The 26,220-nt window shown below is 38.8% G+C and carries 25 protein-coding genes; 4 read left to right on the forward strand and 21 right to left on the reverse strand.

From position 1 onward, the window contains the following. Positions 1-21: 21 nt before the first annotated feature. The 7 genes from LC455_RS10235 to LC455_RS10265 all read right to left on the reverse strand — a co-directional run bounded on the left by LC455_RS10235 (position 22) and on the right by LC455_RS10265 (position 6,609). Entirely contained in the window at positions 22-255 is a 234-nt protein-coding gene (locus tag LC455_RS10235) for a hypothetical protein (protein WP_223590481.1), read from the reverse strand. A 23-nt stretch (positions 256-278) separates the two neighbouring features. Continuing rightward, entirely contained in the window at positions 279-494 is a 216-nt protein-coding gene (locus tag LC455_RS10240) for a hypothetical protein (RefSeq protein WP_223590483.1), read from the reverse strand. A 22-nt stretch (positions 495-516) separates the two neighbouring features. Then, complete coding sequence (gene hydA, locus LC455_RS10245) at positions 517-1,935, reverse strand: dihydropyrimidinase (RefSeq protein ID WP_223590487.1); 1,419 nt, start codon at positions 1,933-1,935, stop codon at positions 517-519. A 21-nt stretch (positions 1,936-1,956) separates the two neighbouring features. After that, positions 1,957-3,243 carry an NAD-dependent dihydropyrimidine dehydrogenase subunit PreA gene (gene preA / locus LC455_RS10250; RefSeq protein ID WP_223590490.1) on the reverse strand — a complete coding sequence of 429 codons (1,287 nt, stop codon included), beginning with the start codon at positions 3,241-3,243 and terminating at the stop codon, positions 1,957-1,959. A 16-nt stretch (positions 3,244-3,259) separates the two neighbouring features. Then, the gene (locus LC455_RS10255; protein ID WP_223590919.1) at positions 3,260-4,612 is read right to left on the reverse strand and encodes an NAD(P)-dependent oxidoreductase; all 1,353 of its coding nucleotides are present in this window, start codon (positions 4,610-4,612) and stop codon (positions 3,260-3,262) included. Positions 4,613-5,112: 500 nt separating this feature from the next. Then, complete coding sequence (locus tag LC455_RS10260; protein ID WP_223590920.1) at positions 5,113-5,919, reverse strand: uroporphyrinogen-III synthase; 807 nt, start codon at positions 5,917-5,919, stop codon at positions 5,113-5,115. A 15-nt stretch (positions 5,920-5,934) separates the two neighbouring features. After that, complete coding sequence (locus tag LC455_RS10265) at positions 5,935-6,609, reverse strand: oxidoreductase (RefSeq protein WP_223590492.1); 675 nt, start codon at positions 6,607-6,609, stop codon at positions 5,935-5,937. 176 nt (positions 6,610-6,785) lie between these two features. Here LC455_RS10265 and LC455_RS10270 point away from each other — a divergent pair, with 176 nt between their 5' ends. Beyond that, positions 6,786-7,085 (forward strand): hypothetical protein, encoded by a 300-nt coding sequence (locus LC455_RS10270; RefSeq protein ID WP_223590494.1) that lies wholly within the window; start codon positions 6,786-6,788, stop codon positions 7,083-7,085. A gap of 41 nt (positions 7,086-7,126) precedes the next feature. Here the strand turns inward: LC455_RS10270 and LC455_RS10275 are convergent, their stop codons facing one another. From LC455_RS10275 to LC455_RS10285, 3 genes are all read right to left on the reverse strand, one after another. Next, complete coding sequence (locus LC455_RS10275) at positions 7,127-7,894, reverse strand: cobalamin-binding protein (protein ID WP_223590497.1); 768 nt, start codon at positions 7,892-7,894, stop codon at positions 7,127-7,129. Between the two features lie 102 nt (positions 7,895-7,996). Next, positions 7,997-8,473 carry a branched-chain amino acid aminotransferase gene (locus tag LC455_RS10280; RefSeq protein ID WP_223590499.1) on the reverse strand — a complete coding sequence of 159 codons (477 nt, stop codon included), beginning with the start codon at positions 8,471-8,473 and terminating at the stop codon, positions 7,997-7,999. Positions 8,474-8,585: 112 nt separating this feature from the next. After that, positions 8,586-10,115 (reverse strand): DHA2 family efflux MFS transporter permease subunit, encoded by a 1,530-nt coding sequence (locus LC455_RS10285; RefSeq protein ID WP_223590501.1) that lies wholly within the window; start codon positions 10,113-10,115, stop codon positions 8,586-8,588. A gap of 185 nt (positions 10,116-10,300) precedes the next feature. On the opposite strand from LC455_RS10285, the gene LC455_RS10290 reads away from it, so the two are divergent. Beyond that, the gene (locus tag LC455_RS10290; RefSeq protein ID WP_223590504.1) at positions 10,301-11,206 is read left to right on the forward strand and encodes a TetR/AcrR family transcriptional regulator; all 906 of its coding nucleotides are present in this window, start codon (positions 10,301-10,303) and stop codon (positions 11,204-11,206) included. A 51-nt stretch (positions 11,207-11,257) separates the two neighbouring features. Here the strand turns inward: LC455_RS10290 and LC455_RS10295 are convergent, their stop codons facing one another. The 4 genes from LC455_RS10295 to LC455_RS10310 form a co-directional block, all read right to left on the reverse strand. Then, the gene (locus LC455_RS10295) at positions 11,258-11,758 is read right to left on the reverse strand and encodes a PaaI family thioesterase (RefSeq protein WP_440446389.1); all 501 of its coding nucleotides are present in this window, start codon (positions 11,756-11,758) and stop codon (positions 11,258-11,260) included. A 12-nt stretch (positions 11,759-11,770) separates the two neighbouring features. Further along, a complete protein-coding gene (locus tag LC455_RS10300; RefSeq protein WP_223590507.1) occupies positions 11,771-12,922 on the reverse strand; it encodes a lactate 2-monooxygenase in 1,152 nt (383 codons plus the stop codon). Between the two features lie 131 nt (positions 12,923-13,053). After that, positions 13,054-13,746, reverse strand: a complete 693-nt coding sequence (locus LC455_RS10305; protein ID WP_223590509.1) for an LrgB family protein — start codon at positions 13,744-13,746, stop codon at positions 13,054-13,056. Then, positions 13,730-14,107, reverse strand: a complete 378-nt coding sequence (locus LC455_RS10310) for a CidA/LrgA family protein (RefSeq protein WP_223590512.1) — start codon at positions 14,105-14,107, stop codon at positions 13,730-13,732. Before LC455_RS10310 ends, LC455_RS10305 begins: the two co-directional genes overlap by 17 nt. A 236-nt stretch (positions 14,108-14,343) precedes the next feature. Between LC455_RS10310 and pepF the strand changes: the two genes are divergently transcribed. Next, positions 14,344-16,158: an oligoendopeptidase F gene (gene pepF / locus LC455_RS10315; RefSeq protein ID WP_223590515.1), complete on the forward strand. Its 1,815-nt coding sequence runs from the start codon at positions 14,344-14,346 to the stop codon at positions 16,156-16,158. A gap of 52 nt (positions 16,159-16,210) precedes the next feature. Here the strand turns inward: pepF and LC455_RS10320 are convergent, their stop codons facing one another. The 6 genes from LC455_RS10320 to LC455_RS10345 all read right to left on the reverse strand — a co-directional run bounded on the left by LC455_RS10320 (position 16,211) and on the right by LC455_RS10345 (position 23,086). Next, on the reverse strand, positions 16,211-17,536 hold the full coding sequence (locus LC455_RS10320; protein WP_223590518.1) for an aspartate aminotransferase family protein: 1,326 nt from the start codon (positions 17,534-17,536) through the stop codon (positions 16,211-16,213). Between the two features lie 43 nt (positions 17,537-17,579). Further along, positions 17,580-18,413: an ABC transporter ATP-binding protein gene (locus LC455_RS10325; RefSeq protein ID WP_223590521.1), complete on the reverse strand. Its 834-nt coding sequence runs from the start codon at positions 18,411-18,413 to the stop codon at positions 17,580-17,582. Between the two features lies 1 nt (position 18,414). After that, entirely contained in the window at positions 18,415-19,212 is a 798-nt protein-coding gene (locus LC455_RS10330) for an ABC transporter permease (protein ID WP_223590522.1), read from the reverse strand. A 98-nt stretch (positions 19,213-19,310) separates the two neighbouring features. Beyond that, positions 19,311-20,303: an ABC transporter substrate-binding protein gene (locus LC455_RS10335; RefSeq protein WP_223590525.1), complete on the reverse strand. Its 993-nt coding sequence runs from the start codon at positions 20,301-20,303 to the stop codon at positions 19,311-19,313. A gap of 20 nt (positions 20,304-20,323) precedes the next feature. Next, the gene (locus LC455_RS10340; RefSeq protein WP_223590527.1) at positions 20,324-21,421 is read right to left on the reverse strand and encodes an iron-containing alcohol dehydrogenase family protein; all 1,098 of its coding nucleotides are present in this window, start codon (positions 21,419-21,421) and stop codon (positions 20,324-20,326) included. A 288-nt stretch (positions 21,422-21,709) separates the two neighbouring features. Continuing rightward, positions 21,710-23,086, reverse strand: a complete 1,377-nt coding sequence (locus LC455_RS10345; protein ID WP_223590921.1) for a sigma-54 interaction domain-containing protein — start codon at positions 23,084-23,086, stop codon at positions 21,710-21,712. 265 nt (positions 23,087-23,351) lie between these two features. Here LC455_RS10345 and LC455_RS10350 point away from each other — a divergent pair, with 265 nt between their 5' ends. Further along, the gene (locus LC455_RS10350; RefSeq protein ID WP_223590530.1) at positions 23,352-24,401 is read left to right on the forward strand and encodes a sulfite oxidase; all 1,050 of its coding nucleotides are present in this window, start codon (positions 23,352-23,354) and stop codon (positions 24,399-24,401) included. Positions 24,402-24,442: 41 nt separating this feature from the next. Here LC455_RS10350 and LC455_RS10355 read toward each other — a convergent pair whose 3' ends face one another. Then, positions 24,443-26,179, reverse strand: coding sequence for a bifunctional metallophosphatase/5'-nucleotidase (locus tag LC455_RS10355; protein WP_223590532.1), 1,737 nt, complete (start codon positions 26,177-26,179; stop codon positions 24,443-24,445). Positions 26,180-26,220: the final 41 nt, after the last annotated feature.

The raw sequence follows: 26,220 nt of genomic DNA on the forward strand, positions 1-26,220 counted from the left end.
ATCCTTTTCTGTTATCGTGGGTTAATGAACAATCGGCAAGTATATTTTGATTTCATTTAGCATGGATTCAAACTCTTCGGGGTCTAGAAAATCATCTAATTTCCAATTTTCCCTGATCCATGCCACTAATTCTTCCGGAGAATTGAAATACTCACCGCTTGAATCCGACTTCCTAATCATATAGCGCCCGTTATCTTCATCAATTGTGACTTCACATGGATAGAAATTATCCTTTGATTTTAAATAGAATTCCATTCTACCCACACCCTTTATCGTCACTATTTTCCTTGATTTTGTTTGATTAATAGACTTGAAAAATACTTCCTGCCATTAGCCGTACCAATTAAGAGAGTCTCGGTAACATTACCATTCGGATGTAAAAAATCAACAGTGGCTCCGTTTAAATGTTCATTAACTCCATTAATTCGATATCCTTTCCCGATGAAAAAATCAATTTTATCTCTTTCATCTTGAAATTGTTGATATTCTGACATTTAACCCCCACCTTGGATTTAATTAGATTGATAATGTTTCATTTTGATTCAACGGTGTATTCAAGCTATACTTTTCCCGCTTCAAATACTGGCCAGATCCTGGTTTACCAACGAACTGCTTGTCGCGGATTACATAATCACCGCGAACTAATACTGAAACTGGCTCGCCTGTCACTTTCATTCCTTCAAAGGCGTTATAGTCAACAGCCATATGATGAGTTTCTGCTGAAATCACACGTTCAACATTGGGGTCAAAAATGACAAGGTCTGCGTCCGCACCAATGGCAATCGTTCCTTTTTTCGGGAATAAGCCAAACAACTTGGCAACCCTTGTTGAAGTTAGATCAACGAATTGATTTAGACTGATTCTTCCTTTTTTCACACCTTCAGAGAATAATATCGTTAAACGATCTTCAATAATTGGACCGCCGTTCGGGATTTTTGTAAAATCATTTCGTCCAAGTTCCTTTTGCCCTTTAAAATCGAATGAGCATTGATCAGAACCAAATGTTTGCAGCGTTCCATTTTTCAAAGCATTCCAAAGGACTTCCTGATTCCATTTCTCTCTGAGCGGAGGAGACCACACATATTTAGCTCCTTCAAAGTTCGGTTTTTCTAAATAACTTTGATCTAGGACTAAATATTGCGGACAGGTTTCACCCCAGACATTAAATCCTTTGCTGCGAGCTTCAGCAATTTGTTCAACGGCATCTGAGCAGGATACGTGGACTACATATAGCTGAGAATTGGCCAGACCAGTGAGTCTAGCGGCGCGTCCTGTTGCTTCTCCTTCTAATTCTTGCGGACGTGTTAAGGCGTGATAGATTGGTTCTGTTTTACCTTCTTCTAGGGCCTTTTTCGTTAAATAATCGATAACATCGCCGTTTTCTGCGTGAACCATGACTAAACCGCCATGTTCTTTAGCCGTGACTAGCGTCCGGAAAAGCGTTTCGTCATCTGCTTGCAATACATTTTTATATGCCATGAACACTTTAAAGGAAGTAATTCCTTCTTCATTAATAACTTGAGGAAGTTCCTTCAATACCTTGTCATTGATTTCCCCAATCATTAAGTGGAAACCATAATCAATAACAGCTTTATCTTTTGACTTGCCATGCCAGGTTTGAATCGCATCTTTGAGCGGTTCGCCTTTATTCGTTAAGCAGAAATCAATAATGGAAGTCGTTCCGCCAAAGGCTGCTGCGATTGTACCTGATTCAAAGTCATCCTTGGTAATCGTTCCTCCGAAAGGCATATCTAGGTGAGTATGTGGATCAATTCCTCCTGGAAAAACTAAGCAGCCTTTTGCATCTACGATTTCGGCACCAATGGCTGAAAGGTTTGTGCCAATCTGCACAATTTTCCCATCCTCGATTAATAGTTCCGCCTGATAAGTATCTGTTGCAGTGACAATCGTTCCGTTCTTAATAATTTTCTTCATTTGAGTTTCCTCCTATTTTATCTATTTAGTAACGTCAACTTTGCAATCTGCTGCAACTTTAAGTGCAGCTTGACGATCATTCCAAGTCATCACTGGCAGTTCGCTTGGTACTTCTATCATGTCAATTGCTCCGTCCACAGGACAAACGATTGAACATAAATTACAGCCGACACAATCTTCATCACGTACTTTTAAATAGCTTTTTCCATTCGTATCTGTCAACATGTCGATACATTGGTGAGAGGTATCTTCACAGGCAATATGGCATTTATTGCAGTTGATGCATACATCGGTATTAATTTTGGCAACGATATTATAGTTTAAATCCAAGTTACCCCAGTCCGAATATTTCTGAACAGACTTACCGATAATCTCAGAAACGGAAGAAATGCCCTTGCTATCTAAATAATTGCTCAGTCCTTCAATCATATCCTCCACAATGCGGAAGCCATGGTGCATCGCGGCGGTACAAACTTGAACGCCAGTCGCACCCATCAACATAAATTCCACAGCATCCTGCCAATTGGAAATACCGCCTATTCCCGATATAGGGACATTAATATGCGGGTGTCTTGCGCATTCGGCCACCATGTTAAGTGCGATAGGTTTTACGGCTGGACCACAATAGCCGCCGTGTGCTCCTTTACCAGCCACATGAGGAATCGTGTTCCAAGTATCGAGGTCAACCCCCATTAAGCTGTTAATTGTATTAATCATACTTATGGCATCCGCACCGCCATTGCAGGCTGCTTCAGCTGTTGCAGTAATGTCTGTAATGTTAGGTGTTAATTTTACGATGACAGGAGTTTTTGCCACTTCTTTAACCCAATAGGTTTGCCGTTCTACAAGAGCAGGCACCTGTCCGGAGGCTGATCCCATGCCGCGTTCCGCCATGCCATGGGGACAGCCGAAGTTTAATTCAAGGCCGTCAACTCCGACATCTTCAACACGTTTGACAATTTCATGCCATTTTTCCTGTTTCGGCTCAACCATTAGGGAAGCAATAATCGCATGGTTCGGGAACCGCTTTTTCGTTTCATAAATCTCCTTTAAATTAACTTCTAACGGCCTGTCGGTAATCAGCTCAATATTATTGAAACCTGCGACTCGCTGGCCATTAAAGCTAACCGCCGCAAATCGGGAAGATACGTTTAGGATTGGGTCACCTAACGTTTTCCACACTGCTCCTCCCCAGCCGGCTTCAAAGGCTCGTTGAACCTGATAACCGGAATTGGTAGGAGGTGCTGAAGCCAGCCAAAACGGGTTAGGAGATTTAATCCCTGCAAGATTAATACGTAAATCAGCCATCACTATTCCCCCTTAATTAAACTGTTCCAACAGCCGAAAATTGCTTATGAATTGCGTATGCAACATCTTTTCCCTGCTGTGCGGCTGTTACGACCATGGCATCACCCTTACCTTTGCCAAAAATAACGTCCCCGCAGGCAAAGATTTTTGGATTTGAGGTTTGAAGCGTTTCTTGATCGACCTTTACAACTCCACCTTCATGTTTAAGGCCTAATGATTCAATCAATTCCAAGTGTCTTGTTTGCCCGATGGCTTTTACAACGGCCTCTACTGGAATAATATGTTCAGATCCTTCAACAGCAACAGGCCGGCGGCGCCCATCCTTTTCAGGTTCACCGAGCGTCATTTTAATACACTCAATTCCAGTTACCTTTCCGGCTTCATCCCCGATAATTCGTTTAGGCGCAGTTAACCAGCGGAACTCCACGCCATCCTGTTTGGCAAATTCATATTCAAAATCATAAGCAGTCATCTCTTCCTCCGTCCTGCGGTAAAGGATTTTTACATTTTCAGCCCCTAACCGGACAGAACAGGTCGCACCGTCAATCGCGGTATTGCCAGCACCAACGACCACCACTCGCTTGCCTATAAAATCTTTTGATAATTGGCCGCTTTTCGTGGCCTTCACAAATTCAATGGCATCATAAACCCCGTCTAACTCTTCTCCTTCAATACCAAGATCAGGTACATTTGCCATCCCTGCTGCTAAAACGATTTTATCGTAATTATTCGTTAATTCTTCAACGGATACATCTCTGCCTACCATTGTGTTCGTTTTAATCGTGACGTTTAACTTCTCTACTTGCTCTACTTCCCAATAAGAAATTCGCTGAGGCAAACGGAAAGAAACGATACCAAAGGTATTCAATCCACCAGCTTCCTTAGCTGCTTCAAAAATGGTCACGTCATAGCCTAATCTGGCAAGCTCCCTAGCTGCAGATAATCCGGCTGGGCCGCCGCCTATAACAGCCACTCTGACACCATTGGGTTCACCTGGCTGGAATAGAGTTTTCTCATTTTGGATCGCCCAATCTGTCGAATACCGCTGCAGATTGCCGATCATGATTGGTTTGGTTGAATGGTTTAGAACACAAGCTCCTTCACAAAGCTCTTCAGTTGGGCAAACCCTCGCGCAACTTGCACCAACTGGGTTTGAGGACATAATCGTTTTGGCAGAACCAAGGAAATTTCCTGAGGCTATTTTTTTAATAAAAGTTGGTATATCAATACTTGTTGGACAGGCTTTAATACATGGGGCATCATAACAATAGAGGCATCGATTTGATTCTTCCAGAGCTTCACGGTTTGTTAATCCTCGTTCAACCTCTTGGAAGTTCTTTTCAAGATTGGTTAAGGAAATGCGCTGCATTTTTTCAATGGCCAAAGAGAAACCCTCCCCTTTTCAATTAAAGGTAAATTTTAATGAAAATCAAAAATGAAAGCGCTTTATTAAAAATTCAATATTAGCTATCCATCCTCCTTCTTCTTTCTTATGTACTTTGCAGAAAATTCTGCCTTATTTTTATTTTACAGACTGTAAAAGACCATTTCACCTTACATTCTGTAAAATGATGCAACCATTTGATTATCCAATATGTAAAAAGAAATGAATTGGAAAGCTTGTTCACTTTTCTGAATTCTTTTTCAATTTATCATAACTAAATTGAAAAAAATGTAAAAAAATAGCGAAGTGTCAAATTTTCTTACATACTTTTTCAATCGCATAAATCCTTTATTTTCAACACTTTTGTTAAGCTTTTGAGTAATAAATAAAAGATTAGCCTGAAAAAAAATCGACATTAGTAAAGATCTTGACGATATTTTGGCATAAAAAGAGTGTACCTCTTCTCCGGTACACTTTTTCCAAAATTAGCGCTTATAAAATTGAGCCAGCTCAACAATCATTGCTCCCATTCTTTCGTTTTCAGGTACAAGCACACGGTCAACTCCCTCTTCTTTCAATGCTTCAGCAGTAACTTTTCCAACAGCAACAGCTAAAATATTTTTCGTAAAACCTTGAGCAATTAATTCTAATATTCTATTTTCCTTTGCAAATTCGAAAAGGGAACGAACTTGTGTGGCAGTTGTAAAACAGACAGCATCACACTCATTGTTCTGAATTTCAGCACATAATTGTTCAAGAATTTCTCTTTCAGGGACAATGTGCTGATATGGAAGAATTTTATGTACCACTCCGCCATTATCTTCAAAAAACTTAGTTAATACAGGTGCTGTTTCACCATGCAGTTGAATCATAATTCGCTTCCCTGAGAAATTAAAGCTTTCGAGAGCAAGGGCTAATCCCTTGGTCGTTCCATCTTCGGCTACAGCAACCGGTGTAATCTCTAATTTTTTCAATGCGGTAAGTGTTTTATAGCCCCTTGATGCAACTTTTGCTTTTTGTATTTGGATTAAGAAATCTTCTAACAATCCTAGCTTGTCTGCTAGTGTGACCAGAGAATCTAGTCCGATCCCTGTTGTGAAAATTACCCAATCCGCACCTTTTTGAACAAATTCCAATAAATCAGGCTCTACTTCCTTTTCTGCTAAAAACACCGTACCTTGAAGTGGCCGAACAAGAGGTACTCCACCTTGTTTTTCTATTAATGTACTAATTTCTTCAGTTTTTCTCGATCCACAAATGACCACTTTTTTTCCTGTTAGACCCTTTTCCATCATACGTATCCTCTCTTAATTCATATCTGCTATTCGTTGTATTTCCTTGGACTGAAATATATTTATTCCTGTTTTGTTTGAAGCAGCAATCGCAGCCATAGCTTTTCCTACTGATTTTGCCTGAATGGCTCTATAGGATCGTAAAGGTCCCACCATTAAAGTATTTAATAACCCACTTGCCTTCTCTGCCAATTTTTCCCCTAAGCGGAATTCAGTTCTTTCTCCTAACAATAAAGATGGTCTAAAAATGTTTAGGGAAGGTATATTTAATGTTTTTAACGACCTTTCTACATCACCTTTAACTTGATTGTAAAAAAAGAATGATTTCGAGTTAGCGCCCATTGCCGTGATAATGAGAAATTTCTCTGATCCCCCTTGTACTGCTAATTTGGCTGCCTCTATAGGGTATTCAAAGTCAACCTTTCTAAAGGCTTCTTTGGTTTTTGCTTTTTTAATGGTTGTTCCTAAGCAGCAAAATACATCAGTAACCTTAAATAATTCGGAATATTTCTCCAACTGGTCAAAATCAACTATATGTATTTCACATCGTGAATCAGTTATTTCAATCGGTCTTCTTATAAGCAAATGTATTTTTTTATAATTATTTTGTTCGAGAAGTATTTGTACTAATTCGTTCCCAACAAGTCCACTTGAACCTAGAATTAGTGCTGTTTTTTCACCAATATTCATTCTTTTATTTACATTCTCCCTTCTGCCTTAGGCGGTTTTTTTATAATATTAAAAAAAATCCCATAATATTGAATAGATGAATATAATGAGTTAAAGGTTTTTTATGAGTTTCATGTACATTGTTTATTATTCCTTGGACATACTGAAGGATGTAAATTTATGACAAGGAGGAATTTATGATGAGTGACAATCAATTTAGTAATTTTATAAATGAACTTTCCATCCAAACAAAAATGGAAAATATCTGGGGTTATACGTGCGGATCCTGGGAAAATTGTAGTGAAGCGACCATACAATCCTTCCTGGCCCAATGCCTTGATTATAATATCGACCCTCAGTTCTGCATGAGCTGGGTTGAGCAGCATAAAGCGGAAATTCCAAATTGGAATGCAGTTTCCGAAACATCTCTTGGCTGGATCAATCAACATACCTCCAGCGGTTCAGCGATTTCGGTTAGTGATGAGGGCCTTAGTTAATACTACTTATTACAGTCCCATGATTTCCTCATGGGACAGTTTCATTTATGAATAATATTATAGAGTTTTTCCAATCCATCTAGCAATCTAGGTGATGGTCTGCAATACAGTTCTTCCTCTAAAATGAGTATGTGATCATCACTTGGATAATTCAGCTTTTCGAAGCCAGGTCGCTTTTTTACCACGCTTTTTTGAACTTTTGCTTTATGAACCCCAACCCATGCAAGGCAAATATAATCTGGTTTTCTGCTCAAAACATCCTCCCAGTCTGCCATTATACTTGCCATATCAACATCTTGAAAGATATTGACGGCCCCTGCCGCCTCTGATATCTCCGTCAGCCAGTTAATTTTCCCCGGCGTAAAAATTGGCTTCGGCCACCATTCCCAATACAAAGTTGGCCTCTTACTTGTATTCCTGCTTTGTTGTTTCACATTTTCAAGCCGGGAACGAAATTGCCTGGCAGCATCGAGCCCTCGTTGTTTTTCTCCTAAAACTTCCGCTGTTTTAATTAAATCCTCTTCGATATCTTTTAATGATTGCGGATTCAAGACAATATGGGGAATTCCTCGTTGCTGTAAAGCTACAACATTTTTTTCCATGCCTGGTACACTTAATGAAGCCAGAACCATATCCGGCTGTAATTCCTCAACAAGGTCCATATTAATGGATAAATCCGGCCCCAGCCTAGGAAGGCCGGCAATTGCCTCAGGCCAGTCAGAAAAATCATCTACCCCTACTAATAAATGAGTTAATCCTAAATATTCCAATAATTCTGTATTACTTGGACACAAAGATAAAATCCGCATATGCGCTCTCTTCCCTTGTTAAAACCCAGTGGTACCTGGTTTTTTCTTTTTATCTAAATGGGTGAAAAAAGTAAATCGTTATTTTAAAGTGACGTTCGTTTTTTATGCGGGACTATTTACCTCAGCAACTAGCTTAGATAAAAAACTGTAAATTAGTTGAAAGGCTTCACTAATGGTCATTTCCTCTTGAAACCCTGCAACATAGTTCAGAGTAAAATTTAAGTTCCAAAGACCATCTTCAGGACTAAACATTAAATCAAATTTGGACCCTTCACCAATTAGGTTCGAATTTAAATATTCCTTTATGTATTTTTCATATTTCTTCTGCAGCTTTAAACCTAACATCACATCATAGGTTCTAAATACATCATCCACTTCTAAGGAAACCGCTTCAACCTTTATTTCTTCAAACGAACTTAATTCCATATAAACAAACTCGTTTTTATGTATTTTTAAATAGACAATCGGTTCGTTTAAAAAGGCGGAAGACTCTTCTGCAATCATCGTTTCAGTATCCTTGCTGCAGCGTTCTATGTAGGCATTAGAAAATAGTGTTTTGGGATCTTTTTCTTTTAACATATTAAATTCTCCTTTATGGCAAATATCTTATGTTAATATTGATGGATTGTCTTTAAAATAGCAAATTTTCGAATCGAAAAAAAGAGGTGACCATAATAGTCACCCCTTGCCATTAATTTTCTGCTAATTTACCTGTTACCTTATTACTTACTGACTGTTGATCGCCCGGTTCTTCCGCTTGTTTTGCCCGTTTAATAAATAATGCAAGGACTAAAGCAAGACCAGCGATGAAGACGGACACATAGAAAGCATCATTAATACCTTCGAGCATCGCTTTCATCATAATTTGCTGTTTCATTTCAGCCATTACCTGAGGTGTCGGCTGCTTCGTCAAATGTTTCATTGCTGCGGCACCAATTTCAGTTGCATGTGTTTTTGCCCGAGTTGACATGACTGTTACCAACAGGGCAGTTCCAATAGCACCAGATACTTGTTGCATCGTACTATTCATGGCTGTTCCATGCGGATAAAAACGTGCAGGCAATTGGTTTAATCCATTTGTCGTTACAGGCATATTGACCATCGACATACCAAACATCCGGAACGTATATAACATAATTAAGTGAGGGTATGTTGTATCCAGCGTTAATTTACTTAACAAGTAACTAGTAACTACTGTAATCGTTAACCCAACAATCGCTAATAAACGCCCGCCAATCTTATCAAATAATTTTCCTGTTATCGGCATCATAATGGCCATAACAATGGCTCCTGGCAGCAACATCAAACCAGCATCTAAAGGAGAAATTCCGCGAATCGTCTGAACATAAATAGGCAGAAGGATCATCCCAGAAAACATCGCCATTGTAACAACCATGGAAATTGCTGATGACAGCGCAAATGCAGGATACTTATAAATCTTAAAGTTAAGCATCGGACGCTCTTGTTTTAATTGACGTAAAATGAAGACAAGTAGTGAAACAACCCCAACTGCAATCGTTCCATATACTTCTGGGCTATCCCAGCCTTCTTTTCCGGCTGAACTAAATCCGTATAAGATTCCCCCGAAACCTACACTTGATAATAGTAGCGATAGGAAATCAAGACGATTATACGTTTTTTCCTTCTTATCTTTTAGCTTAAAGACTCCAATCAACAGGACGATGATTGCAATTGGTGTAATGAAATGGAAAAGCATTCTCCAATCATAGTGTTCAATAATCCAACCTGATAAGGTTGGGCCGATTGCCGGAGCGAACATTAATACTAGACCGAATACACCCATTGCTGTTCCACGTTTTTCAAGCGGAAAACTTGTTAACATAACATTCATTAGCAACGGCATCATAATAGCTGAACCAGATGCTTGAATCATACGGCCAGCTAATAATATTGGAAACACATGGGCAAAACCTGCTAAAATTGTTCCTATTGTAAATAAGCCCATTGCTGTTAAGAATAATTGGCGGACAGAATATTTCTGAATTAAGAATGCTGTAGTTGGTATGAGTATTCCATTTACTAACATAAATCCAGTTGTCAGCCATTGAACAGTTGATGCTTCAACATCTAAGTCCTTCATGATAGATGGCAGCGCGATATTTAACAATGTGTTATTTAAGAATGCTATAAAAGCTCCAATCATCAAGACGGCAATAATTCCGTACGGTGGACGATTAGTTTGTTTATTTGATTGTTCCATTGTATTCCTCCCTGTGTACCCCTTGTTCATTTTTTTATACCCCTGTTTCACACTTACATAATAATATACGCATGGTTCAATTTTTGCAATAAAAAAGTTTGCTAAATATTAAGGTTTGTAAAGAAAACGTTTTTCATGTACTATATTTTTGTACTCTAAGTACAATATGAAACCAAGGTGATTTTATGAATGACCGAAAGCAGCATGTTGTAAAGGTAGCACACCAGTTATTTATCGATAAAGGATTCCAAGCCACATCAATCCAAGATATTTTAGAATATAGTGGAATTTCAAAAGGTACTTTTTATAACTACTTTTCATCGAAAAACGAACTATTAATGGCCATTTTCAAAACGAACTATGCCGAATTGGAAAAAGAACGGAATGAATTATTAATTGGTCAAAACCGTTCAGATATAGAGATTTTTATAAAACAAGTGGAAATACAATTAAAGACAAATAGAAAGAATAACTTAATTTCATTATTTGAAGAAGTAATGGTTTTAAATGATACAGATCTTAAGGAATATATGCAACAAGGCCAATTAAATAATATAAGTTGGATATATCATCGGTTAATCGATATTTTTGGTGAAAAAAGGAAACCTTATTTATTGGATAGTGCGATAATGTTTTTGGGGATTCTTCGTGAAAATCTTAAATATCATCAAAGGGCAAATGAATCAAACTCAAATATTGGTCAAGTGGTCCGTTTTTCTGTTAAGCGCTTGGTGAAAATAGTCGATGAATTAGTGGAATCTAATGATCAATTAATTAACCCAGAGCTATTTGAAAGCTGGCTGCCTGACTGCAGAAGACCGAATCACGCATTTCAAAAAAAGCTCCATCATACTATTTTTATACTGAAAAGTACTTTTATTCAAAATGAGAAGCAATCAAATTCCACTGAGTTATTAGATTTTATTGAGGATGAATTGATGGACTCAAAGAGTCCACGTAGATTCCTCATCGAAAGTGCAATCCTTTCATTAAAAACATTTGGAAGAAAAGAAATTGAAAAAGACCTCCAACAGCTCGAACAGCTTGTTGAAGAATATTTCGGAGAAGCATCTTTTTTAAGTTCCAAATAAAAAGAAAAAGCGCCTGTCCATCAAATTTTGATGACCTGGCGCTTTTTCTTTTTATTTGTCTAAGAATGTACTCGGCATGACCACGGCAACGACCTCTCCGCGGGCACATAGGGTATCCTCCGCATAAACTTCCGCTTCCACTTTAAATTTCTTCGGGTGTATCTCGGTCACAGCTCCAATCGCCTTTAATGGTACACCATGGGGAGTTGGCTTTAAAAAGTTAACATTTAAAGAAGCTGTCACAAAGCGCGGCGGTTCTGCTTCATCCCCTGGTTCATGGCCATTTTTCCGATGAAGCGCCAATGCGGCAGACCCGGTCCCGTGGCAATCAATGAGCGAGGCAACGATTCCGCCGTAAACAAACCCAGGAAGTGCCATGTGTTTTGGTTCAGGTGTATAAATGGTAATAGTTTGTTCCCCTTGCCAGCCTGTTCGGAAATGGTGTCCCTCTTCATTCATTCGGCCGCAGCCATAACACCACGCAAAATCTTCTGGATATTCATCTTGAATAGCCTTTAAAACCTTTTCTTCCAAGGTGCTCCCTCTTTTCATCATTTGATAAATTTATATTTTCTTTAATAAATCTCGATTTAGCTCGTCCACAGAACGTTTCCCAGATAAAGCCAATGTTAAATCAAAATCAGCAAGCAAATTTCTCAAAACCTGTTTAACCCCATCTTCGCCAGCTAAAGCAAGTCCATACATGAATGGACGGCCAATTAATACCGCTTTTGCACCTAATGCTAACGCCTTAATCATATCTGATCCTCTGCGAATACCGCTGTCCAATAACACAGGGATTTCACCCTTTACAGCATCAACGATCTCAGGTAAAGCATCAATAGCGGTAATGGCTCCATCCACTTGTCTGCCGCCATGATTGCTGACAATAATTCCGTCAACTCCATGTTCGACAGCAAGTTTTGCATCATCTGGATGCAAGATGCCTTTTAACAGGATTGGCAGCGATGTTTGACTTTTAATAAACTCTAAATCCTTCCAGGTTAAGGTTGGATTCCCGAAAACGCGGGACCAAAGCGTGATGGCCGATTTCATATCCTCCTGAGGAGATCTCTCCAATCTGGAGCAAAAAACAGGATCCTCAAGATAATTTCCAATTCCCTTTGCTTCCAAAAACGGCAGGTAAGCATGCTCAATATCCTTTTCCCGCCATGCCATCATTGGTGTGTCAAGTGTGATCACAATCGCACTATAGCTAGCTGCCTCTGCCCTTTTGACCATACTTGCGGCAATTTCTCTGTCATTACTCCAATAAAGCTGGAACCATCTTTCCCCTTGTCCTGCTTCTGACGCTATATTTTCCAGGCTGTATGTAGAAGCTGTACTTGCAATAAAAGGAACGTTCATCGCTGCCGCGCCGCGAGCACTTGCCAACTCCCCTTCTGGGTGCACAATCGATTGAACTCCGACCGGTGCAAGCAATAGCGGATAAGGTAGTTTTTTGCCAAATAGCTCAATGCTTATGTCCCTTTTAGATGTATCACATAACATTCGAGGAACGATTTGCCATTTTTCAAAAGCTTTATTATTTTGTTTGGCTGTAATCTCGGCACCTGCTGAAGCAGCTACATAGTAATAGGGTTTTGCATCCAAAAGCGCCTTCGCCTTTGATTCTAGTTCTTCATAGGAAACTGGAATAATATTTTTCTCCAACTGCTGGTACACCTTTAATTGAACATGATTACCAAAACTCAAATTTCATTCCTCCCCCTTAACTGCAAACGCTTACCTTTTTATGATACCATTGAAAAAAATAACCGGGCAACTAATAGACGCAATATTATAAAAATAAGGAAGTGAATAGACTTCACTCCCTTTCTTCATTTTTAGAGGTAAAAATAAATGAGAAATGGGGCAATCAATGACATACAAAGTGCTGCTGTGATCATAGCGATACTTCCCATCGCACCTTCTACTTCTCCCCAATCAAACGCCCGTTTCGCTCCAATTGCTTGAGCGGATGTTCCCAAGGCTAACCCCTTAGCAATTTTACTCTTAATTCGCGTGTATTTTAATAACCCCGGTCCAATTACCAGTGAAAAAATAGCTGAAACAAAAACAAAAGAAACCGTTAAGGATGGAATCCCTCCTAGTGATTGTGAGATAGAAAGGGCAATTGGAGCAGTAACAGATTTGGGAATCATCGAAATCATCATTTCTTGATTCATATGCATTACCTTGGTTAACAATACTATGGACGCCACACCTGTCAACGTACCTGTCATTACAGCGCAAACAATAATGAAGAAATATTTTTTAATCAAAGCAAATTGCTTATATAAAGGGACAGCAAGTGATACCGTTGCCGTTCCCATTAGTAAAGAGAAGAGATCAGTTCCAGAAGTGTATCCTGTGAAATCGAGATGGAAAAGGGTCAGAACGCAAATGATAAAAACCGTACAAGTATATAACGGATTAAGCCAGGCCTTTTTAAATTTTTGAAAAACCAGGACCCCCATTAAATAACTGGCAACTGTAATAAAAGAACACAATAAGATATTATCAATCAATTTCTCCATTTTGTTTGCTCCTTTTACTATTAGTTTCAATAATTTCTGCAATTATGGCTGTTATAATCAGTACAACCATACTACTAACTGCTAAAATCGCAGAAAGCTTTACCCCTTCATTTCGAAAAATCCTGGTAAAATGCCATATTCCTACAGCAAAAGGAATAAAAAGAAGAGTTATATGTTTGATATGCAACTGAGCCACTGACTCCACCCATTTTAAATCACAAATCCCTAATATCAAGGCTATGAATAGCAATATCATACCGACAATACTTCCAGAAAGCGGGAGACTAAACCAAGTTACCAACCCATTTCCCAATAGATAAAAAACGAGGATTGTTAAAAACTGAGCAAAATATCGAACCATTCTTTTGTACCTCCAATACCTATTGAAAAAGCAAGAATCGTTTTCCTTTTTGTAAGTATGTCATACGAAAAACGAAAATTCAGTATTGTTGTCAGGACTCCTTACTAAGAAAATTTGATTAAGATAGAGAAATGTCAGAAAAACTTACATTTTTTATGCGCAACTTCTAGTTGACTTAATTTTCAAATAATATAAGATAAAATTTAGTAGTGCGAAATACATAAGGGGGCAAATCGATGGAAAAAACAGTTGAAAAACGGCTAAATCGCTCAGAAATACCAGAGGAACTGACTTGGAATCTCGATGATTTATTCCCATCAGAGCAGGCTTGGAAACAAGAATTAAACGTAATTGAACAGTATATTTCACAATTTGATAGATTTAAAAATACCTTACATACTGGATCTAAAGCCTTATTAGATTGTTTAGTCGCACAAGAACATCTTTCGAAAAAAATTATTAAAGCTTGGACTTTCGCAAGTTTGAAACAATCTGCAGACGGAACTGATCCCAATCATCAAGCCAATTTGGCTAACTTCTTTTCCTTACGAACAAAAAGCATTGCTGCTCTGTCCTTTATTGATTCGGAAATTCTTGACCTTGAGGATGGTTTGGTAGAAAAATACCTACAGCAGGAACCTGAGCTCCAACCTTTTCGTAAAAATTTATTAGAGCTGCTTGAATCCAAAAAACACAAGCTATCGGCAGAAACGGAGGAAGTACTGGCTGCTCTTGGTGAGCTGCAAGGTGCCCCTTACCAAATTTATCAAATGAGCAAATTAGCGGACATGGAATTCGCACCTATTCAGGACGCGAATGGAAGCGAATTGCCTGTATCGTTTGCCTTATTTGAGAACCGTTATGAATTTTCACCAGACACTGAGATTCGCAGAAAAGCGTATGATTCTTTTGTTTCCACACTTAAGCAATATAAAAATACAATGGCAGCAACATATGCTGCAGAAGTCATACAACAAGTCACCCTTTCCCGCCTGCGGAAATATAACTCCGTCACCCATATGCTGCTAGAGCCGCACCAGGTATCACTAGAAATGTATAACAATCAAATTGACATTATTTATCAAGAGCTCGCCCCGCATATGCGCCGCTTTGCCCAACTGAAACAAAGACATTTAGGTCTGGACAAAATGCTTTTCTGTGATTTGAAAGCGCCATTGGATCCGGATTTCAATCCATCAACCACCTTTGAAGAAGCAAGCCAATTAATCTTAGAATCACTTAAGATCATGGGGCCTGAATATAGCGAAATCATCGAACGGGGCTTAAAGGAAAGATGGGTCGACCGAGCTGACAATGTTGGAAAATCAACTGGTGCCTTCTGTTCGAGCCCATATGGTTCCCATCCATATGTTCTTATCACATGGCAGGATAATATGCGCGGCTGTTTCACCCTGGCACATGAATTCGGACATGCCGGACATTTTTATTTAGCCAATAAGAATCAACGAATCATGAATGTCCGCCCAACAATGTATTTTGTTGAAGCCCCTTCCACCATGAATGAAATGCTTTTGGGGCAGCACTTGCTCTCAAATACAGAAGATAAACAAATGCGGCGCTGGGTGATTCTGCAATTATTAGGAACGTATTATCATAACTTTGTTACCCATTTACTTGAAGCCGAATATCAACGCCGTGTGTATGCGTTCGCTGAAGAAGGTAAGGCCCTAACAGCCAAAACATTAACTGAATTGACAAGTGACGTCCTTACCGAATTCTGGGGAAATACGGTTGAGATCGATGAAGGTGCAGGACTTACATGGATGCGTCAGCCTCATTATTACATGGGACTATACCCATATACCTACTCTGCTGGCTTGACTGTTTCTACAGCTGTGGCCCAAATGATAAAAGAAGAAGGTCAGCCAGCCGTTGATCGCTGGCTTGAAGTACTTCGTGCAGGCGGCACCATGAAACCGCTTGAACTCATTAAGTGTGCGGGACTCGATATGTCGACTCCTGACCCAATCCGTAAAGCTGTTGCTTATGTGGGGTCATTAATTGATGAACTGGAACAGTTATATAACTAACATAAAAATTAAAAAAACCCATGAGATTCTATTCCATGGGTTTTCTTACGGCTTAATTTTCTACAAGATTCAAAATTGTGGCTTCATATTCAGACAATGCTTCATCTAGAATTTTTAATCCCTCATCAATTTGTTCTTTTGTGACGATTAACGGTGGAATCATTCTAATTACTTCACTATGATTTCCGCAAAGGTAAAATAATACCCCTTTTTCAAGCGCCAAATCAAGAATTTTTAACAATGCCTTGCCATCCGGATCCCCAGTTTTTGGATCAATTATTTCAATTCCAATCATTAGACCAACAGCACGAATGCTTCCGATAACAGAGTGCCTTTCTTTAAGCCGCTCAAGCTGTTCGACTGCATACTTTCCCATATTCCTTGCGTTTTCGAGAAGGTTTTCCTCTTTCATCACTTCCAAGGTTGCAAGTCCAACTGAACATGCAATTGGATTACCGCCAAACGTTGTCCCATGACTGCCTAGCGGCCATTGCTTCATTAAATCACTCGATGCTACAGTTGCGCTTAAAGGGAGACCAGAAGCAATCCCTTTTGCAATTGCCATTATGTCAGGAGTGACATCAAAAGTTTGTGCCGCGAACCATTCTCCCGTACGTCCAAATCCAGTTTGGACTTCATCAAAAATAAGTAAAATGTTATGTCGGTCACAAATTTCACGGACTCTTTTCAACCAGCCTTTTGGTGGGACGATATATCCGCCTTCTCCAAGAACTGGTTCTAAAATAACACATGCCACTTCTTCTGGAGTAACTTGATGACTAAATAAGCTAGCAAAATCTTTTTCTAATTTTTCAATAACAAATGCTTCCGGATCTTTACCTTGTGGACACTCTTTCACATTGGCATAAGGAATTTGATAGGTTAGACCGGATGGCTGCATAAATTTTCGATATTTACTTTTAGAAGTGGTGACACTTAGCGCCCCTAATGAACGACCATGGAAACAACCTATAAAAGAAATCACATAAGGCCGTTTTGTAACATATTTAGCGAGCTTAATCGAACCTTCAATTGCTTCTGCGCCACTGTTTGCAAAGAAAAAGCAATCTAGGTCCCCCGGTAAAATTTCGGCAAGCTCATCTGCTAAACGTAATATGGATTCATACATAATGACACCAGAAGGTCCATGCATTAAACCATCAGCTGCATCTTTAATCGCTTGAACAATTTTTGGGTGTCGGTGTCCAACATTGGTAACTGCAATACCTGATGTAAAATCAAGATATTTTTTGCCATCAACACCGTAGTAATAACAACCCTCTTCTTTCACTACAGGTAAATTCGGATGATCCTTCGCCATACTAGGAGCAAGACGATTTGGCATATTTTTTATAAGATGTTCCCAATTTTTCCCCATTTATTGATCCCCCCATTAGTAATACATCCCTTGTTAAATTTTATTATTTGATAGATTTTAAACTTTCTTCCCTAATTAGAGACAGTAATTCTTCCTTATATTCTGCAAATTCCACAGTCGCCTTCACGCTGAAATCTCTTGGTCTTTCTAAAGTAATCGGAACCTTTTTCTTTAATCGTCCTGGCCTTGCCGTCATTACATAAACAGAGTCTGCTAAGAAAATAGATTCATCTACATCATGGGTAATGAATAGTATCGTCTTTTTTGACTCTTCCCATGCTTTTAACAACACTTCCTGCATAATGTTCCTCGTTTGAGCATCTAAGGCTCCAAATGGTTCATCCATTAATAAAATTTTCGGATCGTTTGCTAAGGCGCGGGCAATAGCGACACGTTGTTTCATACCGCCTGACAATTGAATCGGATAATGCTTCTCAAAGCCTTCCAAACCAATTAATTGCAAATAATGACGAGCCACATCGTCCCGTTCTTTTTGCGAAATTCCTTTTAACTTTAAACCAAAGGTAATATTCTCTTTAACGCTTAACCAAGGGTACAAGGTATAGGATTGAAATACCATTCCTCTGTCAGAACCAGGTCCCTTTATTTCCTCTCCATCTAGGAGAACTTTACCTGATGTTGATTCTTCCAATCCAGCCACAATTCGCAAAACGGTAGATTTTCCACATCCGGATGGACCTAAAATCGTCACAAACTCCCCTTCTTCAATCGAAAAGGAAGTCTTTTCTAATGCTGTCGTTTCACCGCTTTTTGTTTTAAAGATTTTACCAACTTCTTTAATTTCTAATTTTGGTTTACTAATGTTAGGAATTATCGGTTTAACTTTTTCTATTTCTTTAACAACAGGAGTGACCATCCTACAAACCGTCCTTTCTCATCCACGAAAACGAAGCGCGGTAAATGGCTTTAAAAATAATATCGGTTATGAGGCCTAATAAACCAATGATTAAAATCCCCACGATGATTTTATCTGGCTGTAAAAACCTTGATGCTTGCATAATCATGTAACCCAATCCGCTTGATGCTCCGACAATTTCAGCTACAACTAGATAAGTCCACGCCCATCCAAACGTAATCCGAAGGGTGTCGACAATTCCCGGCAAGGCAGCTGGAAGAATTACCTTTGTAAAAACCTGTGCTTTCTTGGCCCCTAAAGTATAGGAAACATCCACCAAATCATTTTGAACGTTTTTTGTCACATCCATAATCATTAGCGTAAGCTGAAAAAATGTTCCTAAGAAAATTACACTCATTTTTTCAGCCTCTCCAAGACCAATCCATAAAATCAATAAAGGGATGAATGCTGAAGCTGGCATATAACGAATAAAGCCGATCACAGGCTCAAATGCCCCTTCCATAATCCTTAATGATCCCATTAAGATTCCTAAAGGAATCCCAATAATGGCAGCAATAAGAAACCCCAATAACACCCGTGAAAAACTAATTCCGATATCTGAAAGAATGTCTCCATTGACGAATAAATCAACAGCTGTAGCTAGCACTGCTGACGGACTAGGTAAAAATAGGGGATTCACCAACTTGCCGTAGCTTAGTACTGACCATACCAATAATAATAGAAGAAACGTAAGAAGGCCTGCTGATGTATAAAGCGGTTTAGATATTTCTTTATTAGGAGTTAATAATTTAGCTAACATTAAATCACCTATTTTCTCTATTAATCTTTTATAAAAAAGCCTAACCAATGAGGCCGGAAGAACACCTCATGAGTCAGGCTTCATTTTCATTTTATTTTCTATTTTTGAAAGCTTGGATTGATAACATTATCCACTTTTGGTTCTTTGTCAATTATCTTTTGATCTTTGTAAAACTTAATTGCATTTTCAGCTGATTGATAAATGTCACCTTTTGCACTTTCAGTTCCGAAAAGTTTTTGATTATCCTCTTTGGAGAAAAATTTTAATCCGGTTACTGTTCCTTCAAATTCATTTAAATCAATTTTTAGACCTTTGGCCATAATTTCGTTTGCTTCTTTCTCATGCTCTTTCCAATATGTCATCGCTTCACCCATCGCCTTAACAAATGCTTTTACATCTTCCGGACGGTTTTTGATAACATCTTCTTTAAAGCTCACAGTATCCACAATAATTCCAGGCAGATCCTTTGTTGTTAACAATACTTTTCCGTTTGCTTGTGATCCCTTTGTTAACCAAGGCTCCCATGTTACCGCTGCATCAACTTTACCCGCAGCAAAAGCGGCTCCTGCATCTCCAGCTGACATTTGAACGACTTGGACATCTTTTTCTGTTAATCCGCCTTGTTTTAATGCTTGTAGGGCAAGCATATGGCTTGTTGAACCTACTTCAAATGCAACGGTTTTTCCTTTTAAGTCTTTAACACTATTAATATTATTTTTCACGAGAATCCCATCTCCGCCGTGGGAATCATCCAATAACCAAACAACTTGAACCGGAATATTTGATGCCGCTAAAGAAACCTGAACATCGAGTGCCGTTGCCATTCCATCAATTTTTCCACTTGCTAACGCTTGTTTTCGTTCGCCTAATCCTTCTACAATGGAAAGATCCACATCAATACCATTCTTTTTGAAAAAGCCTTTTTCCTTGGCTAAAAATAATGGGCCATAACCTGTCCAAGTAGGCAGCGTCACTTTCAATGGTTCAGACGACTTTCCATTCTTGGAATTGCCGGAAGCTTCCTCTTTTCCACATGCCGCCAGCGCTAATAATAACATCATTGAACAAACAACCACTAACCATTTTTTCATTACTATTTCCCCCTTTGTATTTATAATGAAATACTTAAAAACTCTTGCCCAATTCCATCAGCTTGTTTTACAGCTCTTATCACCATTTCTGGTGTGACTTCAAAGGGCATGTTTGCCATATCTTCAATCGTGACGGTTATTTCACCTAGCTTATTCCATTCATAATCGGTTAACTCACTTATACCCATTTGCTCTAAAGTAAAGGGAAGTCCGATTTCCTGATAATAACGAATTAAGTTTGGCAGCTCTTCTTCCTTTGATTCCAAACATAATTGCGCAAGGATTCCGAAGGCGACAATTTCACCGTGATACGTTTGATGACATTCCGGAAATATTGTTAAGCCAGAATAAATGGCGTGGGCTCCTGCTGTCCGACAATCATCCCCACCGTACCCGCTCACACTTCCGCTTATTAAAATAATCGCATCGACAACATCTTCAAATGCTTTCGTTAAAGTGGAGGATTCAACAGATTGAATTGCTTCATGACCAATTTCATGTAAAGTTTTATAAACTTGAGCCGCTATCGCAAAGGCTGTTTGATTTAGCGCAGTTGGATTCGCTTTTTGTATAGTAGCCCTTGTTTCAAACCATTTTGCCAGCGTATCACCAATCCCTGCTATTAAAAAGCGAACGGGAGCATTTAAAAGCAGGGTCGAATCTACGATGACCAGCTCTGGAGCTTTCGACTCCCTCCCAATTCCAATAAATTCACCTTCATCGTTATAAAGAATAGAAATAGCTGTAGCCGCAGCACATGTGGCCGCTATGGTTGGGATGACAACCAATGGTTTATTTAGTTTGAATGCAACAACTTTAACCGTATCAATAGCTTTGCCTCCACCTGTTCCAATCAAAACATCGAAGTCTTGGCTTTGTAATTTGTCTACCAGTCTATTAATATTGGTTTCAGAAGATTCTCCACCATACCAAAGGGAGGGCAACAAAGACATACCTTCTGCGGACAAACTCTTTCTTAATGTGTCTTCTACAATATCGACACTAACCTGTCCTCCAATAAGTGCAGCAGTTTTTCCGAAATTTCTTATGTACGATCCAGCAGCTGTTAATATACCGGCCTCTCTTACATACTGTGCAGGTCCTACAGTCACTTTCATATTCCATCCCCCTTTGATTATTGAGAAATCGTAAAACGCATAACATTCTTTTAATATAAATATTCAAAAATCTTATGTCAATATAGATTTTAAATATTCAGTAATTAAATGTTTATAAATAAATGAAAATAAATATACATAAATCTAGTTATTTAAATATATTGTACAGATATTATCTTTGAATAAATATTAATTTTATAATATTAATAACTATCCCTTACCTCCCCCATCCTCTACCTAAATTTTTCTTTTTATTAACAATAAAACATGCAATTTTTATGCCACCTTTTAATCTATTCCGTGTTTTCTGAGTTTTCTAAATACTGATGGTTGACTGATGCCTAATGCTTTGGCGATTTGAGTCGTAGTTTTATATCGTTTTCTAGCTTTTATCAGGACTTGCTTTTCGACGCTATCAAGTACTTCATCCAAAGAACGATTCCCATCTTCAATCGTTGCAACCTCCTGGTATGTCTTTCGATAGCGTTCAGGCAGGTTTTCTACTTCAATTAACTGCTTAGAGGAGGTAACCACTAGCCTTTCAATTAAATTGATTAACTCCCTCACATTTCCTTTCCATTCATTTGTCAGCAATAAATGAATAACCCCTTCATCAAGGGCTCGTTCTCTGTTATATTTTTCAGAGAAATACTTTAAAAAGTAGTCAACTAAGGGAATAATGTCCGTTGGACGTTTTCGTAAAGGGGGGATGGTGATAGGTACAACATTTAGACGAAAAAAAAGATCCTGGCGAAACGTTTTTTCCTCAATCGCTTTCTCTAAATCTTTATTTGTAGCTGCTAAGATTCGGAAATCAACATTTCTGACCTTTGTTCCTCCCACCCTGTAAAACTGTTTTTCCTGGATAAACTTCAGTATTTTGACTTGATTAGCTAACGATAACTCCCCAATCTCATCCAAAAATAATGTCCCACCCTCTGCAAGCTCCGCTAAACCTACTTTTCCTTTATTGCTTGCGCCTGTAAAGGACCCGGATTCGTAACCAAAAAACTCTGCCTCAAAAAGAGACTCAGGGATCGCTCCACAGTTCACTTCAATAAATGGACCATCTTTTCTAGGACTTTTATTGTGAATAAATTTCGCTATGTGCGATTTTCCTACCCCTGATTCACCAAGAAGTAACACATTTACATCGATTTCAGCTACCTGTAAAGAAAGTTGTAAAACCTTTTTCATTTCATCTCCGCTTGCAATCATGCCTTCAGTATAGAAATGAAGATTTCTAAGCATTTCAAGCTCACTTTTTACTCTTTCCATTTCGTCTTCCATATCGGTTAAATATTTTTGCATATTAAGTAATTCAGTAATATCGTGTGAATAACTAACGATTCGGACTAGTTGATTTTCTTGATTAAAAACCGGAATGCCAGTAACCAATAACTTTTTCCCATCATTTGTGGTTTGGACAATTGTAATTTTCTTCTTTTCTTTTAACACCATGGGGGTCAATATTGGTGTAAAAACTCCTTCTTTTTCAAGTTCATAAACCGACCTGCCAACCATTTCATTCGATTTTAAGTTATAAATACCTTCGGTGGCTTCGCTTACTTTCAAAATAATCCCATCCGTATTGGTCACTAAAATATCATCCTGTAATGAGTGCAAAATGGCTTCACTTTCATTCCAACTATTTTTTTCATTGATCAGAATAACTCCTCCTCGCACAATCTTTTATTACACTTCTATTATTCAATTTTGAATAAAATAAATGAAAAATCCTTCTATAATTCAGTTATATCAAATAAACGATAGTTTTTATACAATTTTGAATATTTTATTTATAATTGAATTAAATATTAGTCCCCTTCCATCCCCAATACTCTTTATGAAAAATTGAGAATTTCCGACAAAAACATTAATAAGGGAACATATTTATTAATACTACAGCCCCATTTATAAGGAGGTTTCCATGCAAAATATTTCACTTACCGTTCATACGCTGCATCCTGAAAATAAAGAGACACCCATTCAGTTTATTGAGACAGACATTCTTCCACCTAAATTATTTTATCGAAGAAACCATTTCTCCTATCCACCGCTAACCTATTCTTACTATTGGTTACCTATCAACGGCCATGTTCAAATACCAAGAATTTTTTCCATGCAGGAGATTATGAAGTTCCCTGCAAAAACCATAAAGGTTGCCACGGAATGTGCAGGTGATAAGCGAGGACTATTTGAACCAAAGGTTTTTGGAGAACAGTGGGAAAAAGGTGGGATTAGCCAAGGCTATTGGAAAGGAGTATCTTTAAGGACACTGCTTGAAGCAACAGGAATAAAAGATGGTTCAAAGGAAGTTGTCGTGGAGGGCTATGATTACGGAAAAAGAACCGACCTCGAGGGAGTTGTTCCTTTTAAAAGAAGCCTTCCCGTAGAAAAAGCCTTGCATCCTGACACGATTATAGCTTACGAATACAATAATCAACCAATTCCATTTAAGCATGGATATCCATTGAGATTGATTGTTCCACAGTGGTATGGCATGGCTTCTGTAAAATGGATTAAACAAATAACCTTAATCGATTCTCATTTTACTGGACCATTCCAATCGATGGACTATGTTTATTTTCCAAATAAAAATAATGACGAAGGAGCTGTTCCCGTAACCGTCTTGAAGGTAAATTCAACTATTCAAAAGCCACTTGATAGAGAAATTCTAAATATAGGCAAACATATCATTAAAGGAATTGCTTGGACAGGTAAGGGTGAAATTTCCAAGGTTGATATTAGTACGGATAAAGGTCAAACATGGGCTCCCGCTAATTTAGTAGGTCCAAGTCCAGGAAAGTATGGCTGGGTTTCCTGGTCATATGAGTGGGACGTTAAAGTAAAAGGTGAGTACACCATCATGTCCAAAGCAACAGATTCCTCCAATCGCATCCAGCCTTCAAATCCTTTTTGGAATCGAAAAGGATACGGCTACAACGCATGGGATCAAATCACGGTTAAGATTGAATAGGGTGAAAGGCACCTAGATGGTGCCTTTCACCCTATTCTTGTTTATTGAACCTTCAGAATCCGATTCTGAAGATTATAGGTAAATAGCTTTGGCTCTGCTGAAATATAATTGACGAGCGCATCCAAATCCACTGGTCCGACTTCTTTATTTTGCGCTTTCGTAAATACTGTGAACCCATCCCCCCCGCCAGAAAGGAAGATATTTGCTGTCACCGTGTAAGGGGTATTAGGATCAAGCACTGTTCCATCTGGGAGCTTCATGCTCACAACCCTTTGTCCAACTGGTTTATTTGGATCCCACGAATAGGTGAATCCAGAAATTTGCAGCATGGTCGTTTTCTCCCCCCATTGCTGCTCAAGCAAGTCTCGAATCTGCTGACCCGTCATTGTCATCTTGACAAGTTCATTATTAAATGGCTGAACAGTATAAACCTCACCCCATGTGATTTCCCCTGCATCAATATCGGCACGTATACCTCCCGGATTCATAAATGCAAATTGAGTGCCCATCGCTGACCGTTGTGCATCTGCGATAAAGTCTCCCAAGACGGATTCTCCATTTCCATTTTGCAGGGCTGTTAATGGAACAGACGAAGATCCCACTACCCGATTTACAATTGGAGCAATTTTTGCTTCGTAGCCTTCAATGATTTGTTTAATTTCAGGGTCAGGCTCTATACCTTCTTGAAACGTTGTGACGATTTCTGCTCTTTTTGAAACAATATTCTTTGTTTTTGGATCAATTTCGATATCCACGTCAGAAAATGCCGTTCCATAAGAGTAGGATTGAACTACTAATTTATTATCAATGGTGGCATTCATATACGCATGGTTATGCCCCCCAAATATAATATCCACTTCATCGTCAACACGATTAGCAATATCAACCAGCTGCCCTGTTGGATTTTCCCCATTTGGTCCTGATGTACCAGGGTTATGTGCTAAAACAATAATCGATTTCACACCTTGCTTTTTTAATTCTGCCACGTTTCGATTGATGGCTTCAACTTCATCAGTGAATTTTAATCCCGCAACTCCGCTAGGCACCACAACAGTAGGAGTCTCGGTGGTAACCACTCCGATAAAACCAATGGACATTCCATCTACTTTTAAAACTTTATATGGCGGTAAAATCGTTTCTCCTGTCTTCTCATCGATAACATTGGCAACGATCCACGGAAAATTAGAACCCGCAAAATTTCCTGTTTTTGGATGACTTCCACCGTTAATAAGGCGGAGAAGTTCTTTTATTCCCTCATCGAACTCATGGTTTCCAACCGTTCCAATATCAAAGCCAAGTTTATTTAAGATTTCAATTGTCGGTTCATCCTGTAAAAGAGCGGAAACTGGCGGACTTGCCCCGACCATGTCACCAGCTTGAACAAAAAGCGTGTTCTTATTCTCGGCTGCCCTTTGTTTTAAATATGCGGCTAAGAAATCCACTCGCCCTGCCGGCCTGCCATTAACTTTCCTTGTTACATTTAATTGACCGTGCAGGTCATTAATACCCAAAAGCTGTATTTGTTTTAAACGATTATTAGCGGCTGGCGGTTTTGGTTTCTTAAGTTTTGTTTCCGGCCGATTCGATTTATGACCATGGTATTCTTCAGATAATCCCTGGTCCCCTGCTTCAGATGGCTGCTGTCTGCTTGCCTCTACATCTTTAAGCTTGCTTACATTTGCATCATCCAAAACACGGGCAGATACATTTTGATTTCCAGTCCATCCAATAATAGTGAAAATAATCAAGGAAATGACCGATCTATAAACCCATACCATAATATTCCTCCTTTGGTTATTCTTAAAAAGCCAAAGCTATT

This window comes from Neobacillus bataviensis (genome assembly GCF_019969725.1).